Origin of the sequence: Streptomyces sp. NPDC051136 (assembly GCF_044455745.1) — a bacterium.
GTDB lineage: Bacteria > Actinomycetota > Actinomycetes > Streptomycetales > Streptomycetaceae > Streptomyces.
Genome location: NZ_JBITFE010000006.1, coordinates 117,819 through 132,030, shown reverse-complemented (window position 1 = coordinate 132,030; position 14,212 = coordinate 117,819). Strand labels below are relative to the sequence as shown.

General features: G+C 73.1%; 14 protein-coding genes and 2 pseudogenes. 4 read left to right on the top strand and 12 right to left on the bottom strand.

Features of this window, described 5'->3' with window-relative positions; genetic code table 11:
- Window positions 1-83 precede the first annotated feature (83 nt).
- The 10 genes from ACIBCJ_RS18515 to ACIBCJ_RS18470 form a co-directional block, all read right to left on the bottom strand.
- Window positions 84-830: a DUF4142 domain-containing protein gene (locus ACIBCJ_RS18515; RefSeq protein WP_362102780.1), complete on the bottom strand. Its 747-nt coding sequence runs from the start codon at window positions 828-830 to the stop codon at window positions 84-86.
- 144 nt (window positions 831-974) lie between these two features.
- Window positions 975-1,409, bottom strand: a complete 435-nt coding sequence (locus ACIBCJ_RS18510) for a PPOX class F420-dependent oxidoreductase (protein ID WP_133887347.1) — start codon at window positions 1,407-1,409, stop codon at window positions 975-977.
- 114 nt (window positions 1,410-1,523) lie between these two features.
- A complete protein-coding gene (locus ACIBCJ_RS18505) occupies window positions 1,524-2,441 on the bottom strand; it encodes a DUF3152 domain-containing protein (RefSeq protein ID WP_365979958.1) in 918 nt (305 codons plus the stop codon).
- Window positions 2,442-2,676: 235 nt separating this feature from the next.
- On the bottom strand, window positions 2,677-3,012 hold the full coding sequence (locus tag ACIBCJ_RS18500) for a TcmI family type II polyketide cyclase (protein ID WP_011030169.1): 336 nt from the start codon (window positions 3,010-3,012) through the stop codon (window positions 2,677-2,679).
- Window positions 3,013-3,057: 45 nt separating this feature from the next.
- A complete protein-coding gene (locus tag ACIBCJ_RS18495; protein ID WP_365979957.1) occupies window positions 3,058-3,537 on the bottom strand; it encodes an SRPBCC family protein in 480 nt (159 codons plus the stop codon).
- A 2-nt stretch (window positions 3,538-3,539) separates the two neighbouring features.
- Window positions 3,540-3,809: an acyl carrier protein gene (locus tag ACIBCJ_RS18490; RefSeq protein ID WP_362102785.1), complete on the bottom strand. Its 270-nt coding sequence runs from the start codon at window positions 3,807-3,809 to the stop codon at window positions 3,540-3,542.
- Between the two features lie 229 nt (window positions 3,810-4,038).
- Complete coding sequence (locus tag ACIBCJ_RS18485; protein WP_362102787.1) at window positions 4,039-5,313, bottom strand: ketosynthase chain-length factor; 1,275 nt, start codon at window positions 5,311-5,313, stop codon at window positions 4,039-4,041.
- Window positions 5,310-6,581 carry a beta-ketoacyl-[acyl-carrier-protein] synthase family protein gene (locus ACIBCJ_RS18480; RefSeq protein ID WP_362505267.1) on the bottom strand — a complete coding sequence of 424 codons (1,272 nt, stop codon included), beginning with the start codon at window positions 6,579-6,581 and terminating at the stop codon, window positions 5,310-5,312. The genes ACIBCJ_RS18485 and ACIBCJ_RS18480 overlap by 4 nt, the downstream gene beginning before the upstream one ends.
- Window positions 6,578-7,045 (bottom strand): cupin domain-containing protein, encoded by a 468-nt coding sequence (locus ACIBCJ_RS18475; RefSeq protein ID WP_365979956.1) that lies wholly within the window; start codon window positions 7,043-7,045, stop codon window positions 6,578-6,580. Before ACIBCJ_RS18475 ends, ACIBCJ_RS18480 begins: the two co-directional genes overlap by 4 nt.
- A gap of 121 nt (window positions 7,046-7,166) precedes the next feature.
- The gene (locus ACIBCJ_RS18470) at window positions 7,167-8,369 is read right to left on the bottom strand and encodes a SchA/CurD-like domain-containing protein (protein ID WP_362505273.1); all 1,203 of its coding nucleotides are present in this window, start codon (window positions 8,367-8,369) and stop codon (window positions 7,167-7,169) included.
- A 262-nt stretch (window positions 8,370-8,631) separates the two neighbouring features.
- On the opposite strand from ACIBCJ_RS18470, the pseudogene ACIBCJ_RS18465 reads away from it, so the two are divergent.
- A pseudogene (locus tag ACIBCJ_RS18465) lies at window positions 8,632-10,059 on the top strand (FAD-dependent oxidoreductase); the annotation flags it as partial.
- A gap of 123 nt (window positions 10,060-10,182) precedes the next feature.
- Window positions 10,183-10,713 (top strand): annotated as a pseudogene (locus ACIBCJ_RS18460) (polyketide hydroxylase); the annotation flags it as partial.
- 80 nt (window positions 10,714-10,793) lie between these two features.
- On the opposite strand, the gene ACIBCJ_RS18455 reads toward ACIBCJ_RS18460, so the two are convergent.
- Both ACIBCJ_RS18455 and ACIBCJ_RS18450 read right to left on the bottom strand, forming a co-directional pair.
- Window positions 10,794-12,731: an SMI1/KNR4 family protein gene (locus ACIBCJ_RS18455; protein WP_365979954.1), complete on the bottom strand. Its 1,938-nt coding sequence runs from the start codon at window positions 12,729-12,731 to the stop codon at window positions 10,794-10,796.
- A 36-nt stretch (window positions 12,732-12,767) separates the two neighbouring features.
- Complete coding sequence (locus ACIBCJ_RS18450; protein WP_365979953.1) at window positions 12,768-13,163, bottom strand: DUF4440 domain-containing protein; 396 nt, start codon at window positions 13,161-13,163, stop codon at window positions 12,768-12,770.
- A 61-nt stretch (window positions 13,164-13,224) separates the two neighbouring features.
- On the opposite strand from ACIBCJ_RS18450, the gene ACIBCJ_RS18445 reads away from it, so the two are divergent.
- Together ACIBCJ_RS18445 and ACIBCJ_RS18440 are read left to right on the top strand one after the other, a co-directional pair.
- Complete coding sequence (locus tag ACIBCJ_RS18445; RefSeq protein ID WP_365979952.1) at window positions 13,225-13,644, top strand: helix-turn-helix domain-containing protein; 420 nt, start codon at window positions 13,225-13,227, stop codon at window positions 13,642-13,644.
- Between the two features lie 90 nt (window positions 13,645-13,734).
- On the top strand, window positions 13,735-14,205 hold the full coding sequence (locus ACIBCJ_RS18440) for a DUF6083 domain-containing protein (protein WP_365979950.1): 471 nt from the start codon (window positions 13,735-13,737) through the stop codon (window positions 14,203-14,205).
- The last annotated feature ends 7 nt before the right edge of the window (window positions 14,206-14,212 follow it).

Here is a 14,212-nt window from a genome sequence, read left to right as displayed (position 1 = left end):
GGTTCAGGCCCGCCGGGGTTCAGGCCCGCCCGGGTTCAGGCCCGCCCGGGTTCAGGCCCGCCCGGGTTCAGGCCCGCCCGGGTTCAGGGCGTAGCGGCGGACGGAGAAGGGGCCGGGGCGGCGGTGTTCACGTTCAGGTCGGGGCGCGGCTTGAGCACCAGCACCCGCTCGCCCGGCTGCGGCGGGGGCGGGGTCACCCTGTCGCGCGGCAGCTTCGGCGGGCCGGTCTGCTTGAACGTGACGTCGTCGTACTCGACGAGACCGGTCCTCTCCAGCACGGTGATGTGGTCCAGGACGGTGTCGTTGGCCAGGTCCGCCAGCTGCCGCACCAGCGTGTTCTTGGTGCTGGCCCGGATCTTGGCGATCGCCGGGAAGATCTGCCCGTGGGTCACCCGCATGATGTTGACCGCCGCCGAGTCGAACTCCGTGCCGCTCTTGGCGTCCACCGTCGCCACGAAGCCCTCCTGCTGCGGCGAGGCCCGGTTGGGCAGCGTGATGCCCAACTCCGGGGAGATCTCACGGCACATCGCGTCCAGACCGGCGTGCCCGACGACCAGGTGCTCACCGGCCGTCTTCATCGCCTTCGTCGTACCGCGCTTCATCACGATCTCGCCCAGCGGGTACTCCCACAGCCCGGCGGCGCGGACCTTGACCACGAAGTCGCGGTCCGCCTCGGTGAGCGGCCCGAACTTCGTACTGGCCACCACCCGGCTCTGGTTGCCGTCGGCCTTGTCCAGACCGAGCACGGCCGGGAAGGCCAGCGCGGTGAGGGTCAGGGTCATCGCACCGAACAGGACGACGACTCCGATCCTGCTGCGGGACGGGCGCATGGTGCCTCCAGGGGCGACGCGAAGGACGCACACGCGGGCGCGTGCTCGTACCGGTACGCCAGGAGGTACGCAAACGGCGGGCGAATCCTTCACCGCCGGGGAGCGGAACTTCGCCGGCCCGGCAGGGCCGCGCCCCGCACCCGGTCAGCCGATGTCGGCGCCGTACACGCGCTCGACGGTGATCGTGAGCAGCACCCGGCGGTCGGACACCATCGTCGCCCGGTACTCGTCCCAGTCCGGGTGCTCCCCGGCCGCGGCGCGGTAGTACTCCACCAGCGCCTCGACCTCGGGCCCGTGCGGGTCGGTGCCCGGCCCGGTGAGGGTGGCGACGCCCTCGGCGGTGGCCCAGGACCTGCCGTCCGGGGCGGTCACCTCCAGGGCGGCCCGCGGGTCCCGGCGCAGGTTGGCCGTCTTGGCGAGGCCTTCGCGCGTCGACACGCGGACGACGTCCGCCTCCGCGTCGTAGGCGGGCATCACCGGCGAGAGCTGCGGGCGGCCGTCGGACTTGATCGTCGCCAGAACGCCGAGCCGGCTCTCGGCCAGCAGGGCACGGGGGTCGAAGCGCGATGCGGTGGTCATGGTCCGATCATCGCCCCCGGCCCCGCGCCCTGTCCCGCGAACCGCCCGCCGGACGGCGCCGCGCGGGCCGCGGGACGCCCAGGGGCTCAGGCCACCGAGAGAACGCCAAGGGGCTCAGGCCACCGAGGGGCCGCCCAGGTAGCCGCCGTCCTCGGTGTAGGGCCAGGCGTTGGCCACGCACCCCTTGAGGCCCTTGATCTGCTGCATCATCGCCGGCGCGGGCCGCCCGGCGCCGGGGCACGTCTCGTGGCCGTGGCCGATGCGGTGGCCTACCTCGTGGTTGACGATCAGCGCCCGGTACTCGTGGATCGGGCCGTCGAACTCCGGGGAACCCCGCACCCAGCGCTTGAGGTTCACCACCACGTCGGTGCCGACGCTGCAGTTGACCTCGCCCCGGGTGAGCAGCCCCGCCGCGCCGCAGATCCGGTCGACGGTGCCCGGCGTGGCGATCTTCACCACGAAGTCGTACGACCCGCCGCTGACCAGCCGGAAGGAGTTCGTCCCGTCCCGGGTCCAGCCGCGCCGGTCGGCGAGCACGTCGGATATCTCGGCGGCGGCGGCGCTCGGCCGGACGCCGAGTCCCTCCTCGACCAGAACCTTGTAGCGGCGCACCCGGCTGCCGGTGCCCACGGTCGAACCGTCGGCCCGGGCCGTGACGAAGGTGCCGGGACCGGTCGCCGGGACGGCGATCGTGCCGGGGGAGTCGGAGGCCGACGGCGAAGGGGAGGCCGTCGGCGAAGGGGAGGCCGTCACCGACGGTGAGGTCTTCACGGAAGGGGACGGGGACGGCGTCCGGGTCGAGGCGTCCAGGGCGTCCGTGACGTCGGCGACCTGGTCGTCCGTCACCGGCGGCCGCGTCTCGCGCCAGTACGCGACGGCGCCCCCGGCGGTGAGCAGGACGGCCCCCAGGGCGACGCAGGCCAGTACCGCGCGGGCGGGCCCGCGGCGTCCACGTCGACGGAGGGGAGATCCGCCCCCGGCGCCGTCCGGCCCGGTTCTTCGGCTGTCCCGGCGGGCGGTGGATCGTCCCACGGTGTGCGTCCTCTCTGCCGGTCGTCGGCGGCACGCACAGCGGACTCCGGTGCGCTGTCGTACCTCCAAGATCCAAGCGGACGCACGTGCGAAAACCACACTCTTTCCCAAGTGTCCCTTCTCACGGGGGCCTTGGGCTCCGGGATGCAACCGACCGGTGCGCCGGAACGTCTTCGTGGGAGTCACCCGGTCCGCCGACCGGGTGACTCCCACGTGCACGGGGGGCGGGGTGCCGTCAGCCGGCGGGAGTCCGCTCCCAGCGGTAGAAGCAGCGCGCCATCGCGTCCTTCGGACCGCGCCAGGTCGCCGGGTCGTACGCCGAGACGTACGGCTCCAGCCGCTCGCTGACCTGGCGGAACTCCGGATGTCCGGTCAGCCTGCCGATGGTGGGGGCCGGGTCCTCGTCGCTCTCGATGAGGTGCAGGTACACGCCGTCACCGAACTCGAAGAGGCTGCGCCGGTTGACGCCCACCAGGTGCGGCAGTTCGCCGCTGTCGGACTCCGCGAACACCTTCGCGATGTCCGGTGCCGCGCCGGGTGCCATCCGGGCGACGATCAGTGTGTGGTGCATGGGTGCTGCCTTCCGCGGGTGTCGGTCGGTGTCGGGGTGCCGGTGTCAGTCGGCGAGCACCGACGCGGTCCGCCGCTCGCCCGCCGCCTGCTCGATCCGGTCCCGGATCAGCGCCATCTGCGTACGGGAGTTGCGGTTGATGTTGTCCGTCATCCACGCGTCGTCCACGGGCGCGTCCGGCTTCATCGCGAAGTCCTGCGTCCAGCGCATCACGACGCCGTCGGCGGTCTCCGCGTACTCCCAGACGATGTTCATGAACTGGAAGGGGCCGGTCTCGACGCGCTGGGCGCGGACCGTGCGGGTGACCGGGTCGGCGACCCGCTCGGAGACCCAGCTCCACACCTTGCCGTCGGCGTCCGGGTGCATGGTGAGCCGGAACGTCACGCGGTCCTCGTCGCGGTCGAGCACCTCGACGGAGGCGTACTCGCTGAACAGCCGCGGCCAGTTCTCGATGTCGTTGGTCATCTCCCAGACCAGCTCCATCGGCGCGGCGATGGTGATCTCGTTGTCGGTGTGCCCTGCCATGCTCACACTCCCGTCTTCAGGGCGCCGTTGACCAGCGCCAGGAAATCCGCGGGCGTCTTGCAGCGCTCGGCCTGCTCGGGCAGGCCCAGGCCGTACCGCTTCTCCAGCTCGGCCACGATGCCCAGCAGGCCCAGGGAGTCCAGGCCGAAGGTGTCGAAGCCGTCGGCGGCCTGCTGCCGGAGGGTGACCGGGTCGACGTGCACACCGGCGGTGCGCTTCATCAGCTCCGACAGCTCCTCGACGGTCACCTGGTAGTCCAGCTGGTCGGTCATGGGTGTCCTCCTTGACTCGGGTTGGCCGGCCACGGGTGTTCCCCCGTGGCCGTCGGTCTCGTGCGTCGTTCGTTGGTGGTCGCTCGCCGGTGGTCGTTCGCCGGAGGTCGTCCGCCGGAGGTCGTCCGCCGAAGGTCGGCCGGTGGTCGTCCGGTGGTCGTCCGGTGGTCGTCCGCCGAAGGTCGGCCGGTGGTCGTCCGGTGGTCGTCCGCCGGTGGTCGTTCGTCCGTCAGCGGCCCGCGGGCGGCACGGCACCCCGTCGCAGGACGAGTGCCGAGTTGGACCCCATGAGCCCTCGGGCGAGGACCAGGGCGGTGCGCGGCTCGGCGGGGCGGGCCCGGCCGGTCACCACGTCCAGGTCGTGGCACACGTCGGCCACGTGCGGAGTCGGCGGGATCAGCCCGTGCTCCATCGCGAGCACCGCCGTCGCCACGTCCAGCACCGGCGCCGCGCAGTACGCCCGCCCGGTCCCGGTCTTGGGTGCGGTCACCGGCACCCGCGCGGCGTGCGGGCCCAGCGCGTCGGCCAGGGCCAGCGCCTCGGCCCGGTCGGCCTCCGGGACACCGAGGGCGTCCGCGAAGACCACGTCGACCTCCTCGGGCCGGCAGCCCGCCTCGGCCAACGCACCCTGGATCGCACGGGCCAGCCCCTCCCGGGACTGCTCCCAGCGGCCGGGCCCGGTGAAGGTCGCCGCGTGCCCGGCCACCGTCGCCCGCACGTCCGCCCCACGCTCCAGGGCCGCCCCCTCCGCCTCCACGAGGAGCACGGCGCCCCCCTCGGCCGGTGCGAACCCGCAGGCCGCGTCGGTGAACGGACGGTAGGCACGGTCCGGTTCGGCGACCCGGCTCAGCTCGGGGTAGCCCAGCTGGCAGACGATCGAGTACGGGGCCAGCGGTGCCTCCGTCGCGCCGCAGACCACCGTGTCGGTGCCGTTGCGCACGGCCAGGGCCGCGTGCGCCAGGGCGTCGAGACCGCCCGCCTCGTCGGCGGCCACGACTCCGCAGGGGCCCTTGAAGTCGTTGACTATGGAGACCTGGCCGGTGCTGGCCGCGTAGAACCAGGCGATCGACTGGTACGGGCCGACGTGCCGCGAACCCTGGCCCCACAGGTTCTGCAGCTCCCGCTGCCCGAACTCGCCGCCGCCCGAACCCGCCGCCGTCACCACGCCCACCGAGAACGGCGAGGCGACGTCGCCCCGGCCGAACCGGGCGTCGGCCAGCGCGTGCTGAGTGGCGGCCAGCGCGAAGTGCGTGAACCGGTCGGTCTGGACGAGGAAGCGGTCCTCGACCGTCTCGGCCGCGTCGAAGCCCTGCACCTCGCCCGCCACCCGCAGCGGCAGGTCCGCACAGCCCTCCCGGGTGACGGGACCGAGACTGCTGGCGCCGTCGGCGACCGCCTTCCAGTGCGCCTCGACACCGGTGCCGTGCGGGGACACCACGCCGAGGCCGGTGACGACCGCGCGCCTGTTACCGCCGCCGGTGCCGGTCCGCTGTGGTCCGCTCATCGCTGCCCTCCTTCACTGCCGCTCAGTACGACCGCGGACTGGAACCCGCCGAAGCCGCTGCCCACGGAGAGCACGTTCCGCAGCGTCCGCTCCCGTGCCTCACGCGGCACGTAGTCCAGGTCGCACTCGGGGTCGGGGGTCGTGTAGTTGGCCGTGGGCGGCACGACCTGGTGCGCCATCGCCAGCACGCACGCGGCCAGTTCGATCGAGCCGATCGCGCCGAGCGAGTGGCCCACCATCGACTTGATGGAGCTCATCGGCGTCGCATAGGCGTGCTCGCCCAGCGAGCGCTTGACGGCCGCGGTCTCGTGCCGGTCGTTCTGAAGGGTGCCGGAGCCGTGCGCGTTGACGTAGTCGATCGCCGAACCGTCCAGCTCGGCCATCTCCAGCGCCGTGTCGATGGCCCGCGCCATCTCCAGGCCCTCCTTGGTGAGCCCGGTCATGTGGTAGGCGTTGCCGAAGGTGGCGTAGCCCGAGATCTCGCAGTACACGTGCGCGCCGCGGGCCCGGGCGTGCTCCAGGTCCTCCAGGACGAGCACCGCCGCGCCCTCGCCCATCACGAAGCCGTTGCGGTCGGCGTCGAAGGGCCGGGAGGCGTGCGCCGGGTCGTCGTTGTTCGGCGAGGTCGCCTTGATGGCGTCGAAGCAGGCCATCGTGATCGGCGATATCGGCGAGTCCGCCGCACCCGCCAGGCACACGTCGACGCGTCCCTCGGCGACCGCGTGATAGGCGTACCCGACCGCGTCGAGACCGGACGTGCACCCGGTGGAGACGGTCTGCACCGGCCCGCGCACCCCGAACTCCTCGGCGACCGCGGAGGAGAGGGTGGCGGGGGTGAACGCGCGCTCCAGGTGCGGCTCGGCCCGCCGGTCGTCGACGTCCCAGCGCGTACCGCGCTCACTGACCAGGACGTAGTCGTGTTCGAGCCGGGTGGTGCCGCCGACCGCCGTGCCGAGCGTGGCACCGGCCCGCCAGGGGTCCTCACGGCTCATGTCCAGCCGCGCGTCCCGGACCGCCTCCGCCGCCGCGACGAGCGCGAACTGGACGTACCGGTCGCAGCGTTGGGCCGTGGCCAGATCGAGCCCGTGCGCGGACGGATCGAAGTCGCACTCGGCGGCGATCTGCGAACGCAGACCGGCCGGGTCGAACAGGGAGATGCGGCGCGTCGCCGTACGGCCTTCGGACAGCAGGCTCCAGAACTGGGGCACGCCGATCCCGCCCGGGGCGACGACGCCTATGCCCGTGACGGCGACCCGGCGCCGGTTCACGACACCACCTCGGCCGCGGCGGGCCGCTCGTGCCCGGCGTGGCCCGCGTGCGCCCCGTCGCAGGCGAGCGGGTTGCCCTCCGCGTCCTCCGTGTCGACGTGGCCCAGCTCCGGACGCGGGGCCAGCGGCCCCAGGTGGAACACGAGCCGCGCCTCGACGTCGCCTGCGTTGCGGAACCGGTGGCGCATGTCCTGCGGGATCAGCAGCCCCTGGCCGGTGGCGAGCGAGTGCGGCACCCCGTCCAGGTCCACCTCCAGGGCGCCCTCCGTGACGTACACGAACTCCTCGGAGTACGGGTGGTAGTGCTCGGCGATGCGGTCGCCGGGCTGCACGATGGCCACGCCCATGAAGCCGCTGGTCGACCCGGCGGTGGTGGGCGTGAGAAGCGCGCGGAGGTCTCCGCCGCGACGGCGGTTCGGGGCGATGTCGCCGAGGGAGACGATGCGTACCTGCTGATCTGTCATGTCGTTCACTCCGGGGAGACGGGAGGAAGGGGGAAGTGGCGGGGAAAAGCAGGGAGCGTTCCGCGCGGACCGGCGACCGGGTACACCGTCGGACCCGGCCGCCCGCGCGGGGGGCGTTGGTTCAGGAACCGGCCGAGCGCCGGTCGGTCAGGGGAGTCATACGGAGCGCGGCCAGCAGCCGGGCCTGCGTGCCCTCCTCGGCCGGCGACCCGTCGACGCCGATCGCGGCGCCGTCCAGCAACCGCTCGGCGGCCGCGGCGCTCTCGGGGTCGTCCAGACCCAGGACCGCGGCGGGCGCGGCCTCGGGATCACCGGCCACGTCGACGAGCCGTACGACGAGGTCGTCGCGGTGGAAGACGGTGGCGGCCAGCACCGGACTGCCCGGGGCCTGCGCCGCGGACGCGTCCCGGCGGGCCAGCAGCCGGGCCAGTTCCCCACCGGCGCCGGCGCGCACCGGATAGAGCAGCGCGACCCGCTCGGTGTGCGTGGCGGACCGGTCCTGGTCGAGGGCGGTCGCGTGATGGACGGCCGGCATGGCGGCCCGGGTGAAGAACCGCCGGGCCGAACGCGGATCGCCGAGGTCCCGGTCCTGCTCCAGGTACGGGTTCAGCGCCTCCTCGACGGCCCGCACCCCGGGCTGCCGCGCCACGTGGCGCAGCGCCCGCTGAAGGTCGCCGCGCACCTCCACGGCCCGCACGATCCGGTTGCCCTGCATGAAGAGCGAGGTCCGCAACAGCCGCGTGGAACCGTCCACATGGGCGTCGGGCGACACGTACTCGGACAGCAGCCGGGCGGCCTCGGTCTCACTGCCCGGCTTCACGGTGAACGTCAGCGCGTGCCGTACGACGTTCCCGCCGATCCGGGGCGCCGAGCGCGGCTCCCCGGGCGCGGGACGCGCGCCGTCGGTCTCCCTCAGGACGCTGTAGCGCAGCGAGTGCGTGTCGCGGACGCAGTCCTGCAACGGCTCGACGGTGTCCAGGTGCTCGTCGCTGTTGACCCAGGCCAGGAAGGGCGCGGCGCTCTCCCACTCACTGGTCAGCAGCCACTGGGTCGGGTTCTCCAGGGACTGGCACAGCTGGTCGCTGACGTGTCCCGGAACGGCGGCGACCCGGTCGCGGATGCGCTCGTAGGCGTCCAGGAACTCCTGCTGCATGCCGTCGTGCACGTCCAGCATCAGGACGACCCGCACACGGGCACCGTCGAACGCGGATATCGACACGCCACCCGCTTCGGCCGCCACGGCAGCCGATGCCGTCGCGGCATCCGTCGCGTCCTTCACGTCCGTGGTCGGGACATCCGTCGTTACGACGGGAGAGACCGTCATCCGGCCCACCTCTTCTCCGGGTCTTCCTCGTGGACTGGGGCGATCGTCGACGGCGCGCGCCAGGCAGGCGGGGTGCGACGGTCGCGTAAGCACGATCGTGAGCCGTGCCCGCGAGGTCCGCGAACCGTGAGGGTTAAGCGGGTGAAGCCTGCGTCCGCGCGGGCCTCCACGGGCCGCACGGGGCATGCATGAAGGCCCCGGCGCACACCTGTCGCGGGGCGCGCCTGTCACTCACGCCTGTCGCAACGGAGGACGAGCAACCATGAAGGAAAGAGCCGACCGGTCCGGCGGGGCCGCCCCCGTGGGCGAGCGCATCCACCGCGTCCCGGTCCTCGTCGTCGGCGGGTCCCTGGTGGGCCTGTCGACCTCGCTGTTCCTGGGGCGGCTGGGCGTCCGGCACACCCTGGTGGAACGCCACGCCGGCACCTCCATCCACCCCCGGGGACGCGGCAACAACGTCCGCACGATGGAACTCTTCCGGGTGGCCGGGGCCGAGCCGGACATCCGCAGGGCCGCCGCCACCCTGGCCGACAACCACGGCATCCTCCAGGCACCCACCCTGGCCGGGGACGCGGGGGAGTGGCTGTTCAAGCAGATCGACCCGGGCAACGGCCTGGCCCGCTTCAGCCCCAGCTCGTGGTGCCTGTGCAGCCAGAACGACCTGGAGCCCGAACTCCTCACCCACGCCGCCGGCCTGGGCGGCGACCTGCGCTTCGGCACGGAGATGCTGTCGTTCGAGGCCGACAACGACGGCGTCACGGCCATCGTCAAGAGCCGGGAGACCGGCGAGCACACCACCATCCGCGCGGACTACCTGGTCGCCGCCGACGGCCCCCGCAGCCCCGTCCGCGAACAGCTCGGCATCGGCCAGAGCGGCCCCGGCGACCTCTTCCACAACGTCAGCATCACCTTCCGCTCCCGCCGCCTCGCCGACGTCGTGGGGGACCGCCGCTTCATCGTCTGCTACCTGACGGACGAGAACGCCGACGGCGCCCTGTTGCCCGTCGACAACCGCGAGAACTGGGTCTTCCACGCCCCCTGGCACCCCGAGCAGGGCGAGACGGTCGAGGACTTCACCGACGAGCGCTGCGCCGCCCACATCCGCCGCGCCATCGGCGATCCCGACCTCGACGTCGAGATCACCGGCAAGGCCCCCTGGCACGCCGCCCAGCGCGTCGCCCGCAGCTACCGCTCCGGCCGCGTCCTGCTGGCCGGCGACTCGGCCCACGAGATGTCCCCCACCGGCGCCTTCGGCTCCAACACCGGCATCCAGGACGCCCACAACCTCGCCTGGAAACTCGCCGCGGTACTGGAGGGCTGGGCGGGCGAGGCCCTCCTGGACACCTACGACATGGAACGCCGCCCGGTCGCGGAGGCGACCAGCGCCCGAGCGGCCCACCGCTCGGTGGAACACAGCCACCCGGGCTTCGCACCGCCGCCGGTCATGGGGGGCGGGGGGCCGGGTGGAGGGTCCGGGGGTGTCGGCGGTCCTGGAGGGGCCGGGGGCCCGGGCGGTCCCGGGGGGCGTGGCGGTCCTGGCGGGCTCGGCGGTCCCGGAGGGGCCGGGGGCCCTGGCGGTCGTGGCGGCCCTGGCGGTCCCGGAGGGCCTGGTGCGGGGAGTGGCGCGGGTGGGGTGTCCGGGGGGTCCGGGGCGCCCGGTGGTGGTTTCGAGGGCGGTCCCGGTGGCGCGGCCCGTGGTGGTCCGGGTGACGTGGCCCGTGGTGGCCCCGGGGCCGACCGCGCGGCCGACCGTGGGGAGGCGGCCCGCGGTGGCACCGGGCCCGGCCCGGGTGACGTGGCCCGTGGTGGTCCCGGAGGCGCGCCTCGCGGTGGCCCCGGGGGCGGTGGCCCCGGCGGCGGTCCGCAGCGCGGCATCCTCAACGTCGCCCTCGGCTACCGCTACCCCCAGGGCGCGGTGGTCGGCGCCGACCCGGCGACGCCGGTCGTACCGGAGGGCCTCGACCTCACCGGCGCACCCGGCAGCCGGGCCCCCCACCTCTGGCTCCGCCGGGGCGAGGCCCGCCTCTCCACCCTGGACCTCTACGAGGACTCCCTCGTCCTGCTCAGCGACGCGGCCCAGTCCACCGGCTGGCACGAGGCGGCGACCGCGGTGGCCGTCGCCATGCGCATCCCGCTGAAGTCGTACCGCGTGGGCGGCACACCCCAGGCCGACCTGATCCCGGACGACGAGGAGACCGACTGGGCACGGGCCCACGGGGTGACCCGCGACGGCGCGGTCCTGATCCGCCCCGACGGCTTCGTGGCCTGGCGCTCCCCGGGCCCCGTCCCCGACCCGGAGTCGATGCTGCGCCAGGTGGCCGGGACGGTACTGTCCCGCGCCTGAGGCCCTTTTGACGCGGCCGACTCACCGGTCGACCCACGCCCGGGGCGCCCGGGGTGCCCCCCGCACCCCGGGCGCTGCCATCACCTGGACCTGCAACTGGATCTGGACCTGGACCTGCTGAAGCCGAGGTAGGCGAACCCCTCACCCTCACGGGGCGCCCGGGTCCAGGACCGGGTGGTGAAGGTGGGAAGCCGCCCCTGGGTGAGCGCGAAGCGGGGCAGTGAGAGCCCCAGTTCACGGTGCAGCGCATCCAGCGCCCGCACCTGCCCGCCCGCACCGGCGTCCCCCGCGAGGAACAACCGGTCCGGGTCCAAGGCCTCAGGCACCGCACCCGAGCGCTCGACCTCCGTACCCCGCAGCGTGAACCCGTACAACTCCACACCCCCTTCGGCCACCGACAAGTGGAAGACGTCCGGACGCTCCCCCGCCTCCGCGCGCCCTCGCTCGGACCACACCACCACGGCCCGCCCACCCCCCGAGGCGTCCGTCACCGGGGACCGGAACAGATGGTTCATGCAGTGCGGGCCGTAACCGTCGAAGGCGAAGGCCCAACCCCCCTCGGAGCGCCCCGCGGCCACCACGGCCCGGTCCTCCCACAGCTCCACCCCCTCGTCCTCACGCTCATGAGCCCGGCGCGCGGACCGGGCCACGTCGAAGGGCCGCCGGGGAGCACTCAGGACCGCCCCCTCCTCCCCGACCAGCTCGGGCAGCCGCTCCGGCTCAACCCCTTCCACCCAGACACAGCGATAGCCACCGCCGAACGAGGAACGGAACCCGTCGGTGGGCCCCGCCAGCCAAGCAAGCCCCGGCGGATCAAGATCCGGCACCGGCTCGGGAGCCGGCCCCGACTCCCCGGCCCGCGGCGTGGCCAGCACCTCCCGCCCCCGCTCCGGGGTCACCAGCGGTCCCAGCACCGGATCGGCGAGCAGCCCGAGCGGAACGATCAGCGACGGCCCCGGCTGCTCCCACAACGCCAGCGCCCCCCGCAACACCCGCCACGCCACATCACACGCCCCCCGGAGAGCCGCCGCCCGCGCCTCACCGACAGCCTGCCCCCAGGCGCCGGAAGGCGCATAGCAATGGGTCCCGTCCCGCACCGCACCCAACACGGCCTCGGCCACCTCCCGGTCGACACCGCGCGCGGCCATCATCCCCAGCCAGTGGTCGTCACCCCCCAACCGCCACTGCCCCTGAGCCGGCCCCATGGCCTCCACGGGCAGAATCTCCGCCTGATACCGATCATCGGCCACAAGACCGCCGTAGCCCTCAGTCCCCCGCGGAGCCGAGAAGTGCCGTACCTGCTGCAACAGCACGGCACTGTGCGGCCGTCCGAAGTCGAACGCCTCCTCCAGCAACGGCACAGCCTCCTCGTACCGCCCCCGCAGAGCCAGCAGCCGCGCCCGCTCCACCCGCGCGTCCTGCTCACGCGTGGTCGCGTTCACGAAGTCGGCCCGCTCGGCCCGGTTCGCGTGGAAGTGCCGGTACATGGCCTCCATGTACGCGCGGAACGAGGGATACCGATCCGGCAACTCCCCGCCCCACCCCTTGTACACATACAGCGCCCACTCCCCGTCCGCGCCCACGTCCCCCGGGTCGAGCAACGCATACGACATGTCGGAATCCGTCTCCAGCCGCAACGCCCGCCGCCACATCCCGGCCAACAACACCTCCTCCGGCGACGGGTTATCCCCCAAGCCCTCCCCATACACGGACGTCATGTCGAACGGATCCCCGAACCAGCCGATCTCCCCGACCCCGCCCAGCTGATAGACACCGGCCATCTGATCCACGTACCACCCGTCACTCACGGCCAGGAACTCCCGGTACGACGCCGGCAACCGCACCCCCAACCGCTCCTCCACCGCGCCGATCGCCGCCTCACTAGCCCCGCCCCGCCCCAAAGCGACGGCCCGGGACTCACCGCCCTCCTCATCGCCCGGCCGCGGCACCCACTCCGCCTGCCAACGCTCAAGAAACCCACGCCAGTCGAAAGCCCCGCTGCAAGATCCACCGCTCATGCCCGCAGGGTCTCACCGCCTACTGACAACGCGGCGTCAGAAGCACACCGGCTCCGTACGGATGCCGAAGGGATTGTCGACGACATACCGCCAACGACCGTCCTCACCCCGCCGGGCGACGTCCGTGGCCGTACCCTCCACATGCACGGTCTGCCCGTCCCGCCCGACCCCTTCAATCACCCAGTCGACGATCAACAACGCCAGATCCCCACACCCGTACACATGCCGCGGACGCACCGAGATGGGAACCCCGAGCCCCTGCAGACGCCCATTCGCGGCACGCACATCAGCCCCACTCACCGGCACCCCCGGCTCCGGAACGAGCACCGCCTCTTCCTCGTACATCTCCGCCAACGCATCGGGATCCCCGCTGTTGAACCGCTCGGCGAACACCGCGGGCACGTCTTCGGGCTGTTCGGCCAAGGCACGCATGATCGACAGAACTTCCTTCCAACCGGGAAACGAACTGCCGCACACGCTAGGAGGCGACCCCGTGACTCACCCAACGGTTGGCCACCCCGCAGGCCTCCCCGACGACCCCCGCGCCGACGTCACCGCCCCCACCCCCGAGTGCCCCGTAGAGATCACGCTGGCAGCCCTGCACGGCCGCTGGACGACACTGATCGTCCGCGAACTCCTGCGCGGCGCCCGCTCCTACACCGAGCTGCGCGCGGCTCTGCCCGCCCTCTCGGACAAGGTGCTGTCCGACCGTCTGTCCCACCTCACCAAGACCGGAGTCGTCCACCGCGACCGCCACCCCGCATGGCCCCCACGCGTCCACTACGCCCTCACCCCTAGTGGCCACCGTCTGGGCCCCGTCCTCCAAGCCCTGTGGGACTGGGGCGCACACCACCCGTCCCCCGGTACCGAAGCCCCCAACCAGTCCGAAGAACCACCGGGGACGCACAAGTGACCCACACGCGCGCATCATTGGCCGAGCCTTCACCACTTCTCGGCCGTGTGCCGTTGGTCGGTCGTTGCCCGCCGCACCTGCCGCATCGCCATGCGTCCCACCGACGGACCGCCGCCCCAACAGTCCCGTCCGATTCGCGCTCTACGCCCGGACTCACGGACTGGCGACCCTCACGGTATGGGGCGATGGGAGAAGCAACCGAGGCGGCTGAAGGGCGGGCAGTCCCCGTGTCCCGTCTGCGGGCTACCGCAGGACCGGGTACCGACGCTCGAACAGGATTGGGTGCTCCTGGAGCCGGACATGAGACCTCTGGCTCATACGGTCCCGGCGGAGCACCGCTGGATCGAACTGTCCGACGGTCGCGTAACGGTCTACGGCGTGTGCCCACCGGACCCGTCCCAACGCTGCCGCGTCGGCCACCGCCTCGCTTGCCCCGCCCAGCCCTTGCCGGACCTCTGCCCGTGGCTGACCTCCCTACGGGAGGAGAACGCACGGCAAGCGGAACGGAAGAACAGCCCGGAGCCGCCCCCACCCCCGGAGGAGTGGCCGGACGCCGGCTGACACCCGC

Coding starts and splice junctions, on each gene's coding strand:
- ACIBCJ_RS18515 (WP_362102780.1), bottom strand. CDS start 830: ATGCGCCCGTCCCGCAGCAGGATCGGAGTCGTCGTCCTGTTCGGTGCG.
- ACIBCJ_RS18495 (WP_365979957.1), bottom strand. CDS start 3,537: ATGGCAGGGCACACCGACAACGAGATCACCATCGCCGCGCCGATGGAG.
- ACIBCJ_RS18485 (WP_362102787.1), bottom strand. CDS start 5,313: ATGAGCGGACCACAGCGGACCGGCACCGGCGGCGGTAACAGGCGCGCG.
- ACIBCJ_RS18490 (WP_362102785.1), bottom strand. CDS start 3,809: ATGACCGACCAGCTGGACTACCAGGTGACCGTCGAGGAGCTGTCGGAG.
- ACIBCJ_RS18455 (WP_365979954.1), bottom strand. CDS start 12,731: ATGAGCGGTGGATCTTGCAGCGGGGCTTTCGACTGGCGTGGGTTTCTT.
- ACIBCJ_RS18510 (WP_133887347.1), bottom strand. CDS start 1,409: ATGACCACCGCATCGCGCTTCGACCCCCGTGCCCTGCTGGCCGAGAGC.
- ACIBCJ_RS18440 (WP_365979950.1), top strand. CDS start 13,735: ATGCGTCCCACCGACGGACCGCCGCCCCAACAGTCCCGTCCGATTCGC.
- ACIBCJ_RS18470 (WP_362505273.1), bottom strand. CDS start 8,369: ATGACGGTCTCTCCCGTCGTAACGACGGATGTCCCGACCACGGACGTG.
- ACIBCJ_RS18500 (WP_011030169.1), bottom strand. CDS start 3,012: ATGCACCACACACTGATCGTCGCCCGGATGGCACCCGGCGCGGCACCG.
- ACIBCJ_RS18475 (WP_365979956.1), bottom strand. CDS start 7,045: ATGACAGATCAGCAGGTACGCATCGTCTCCCTCGGCGACATCGCCCCG.
- ACIBCJ_RS18450 (WP_365979953.1), bottom strand. CDS start 13,163: ATGCGTGCCTTGGCCGAACAGCCCGAAGACGTGCCCGCGGTGTTCGCC.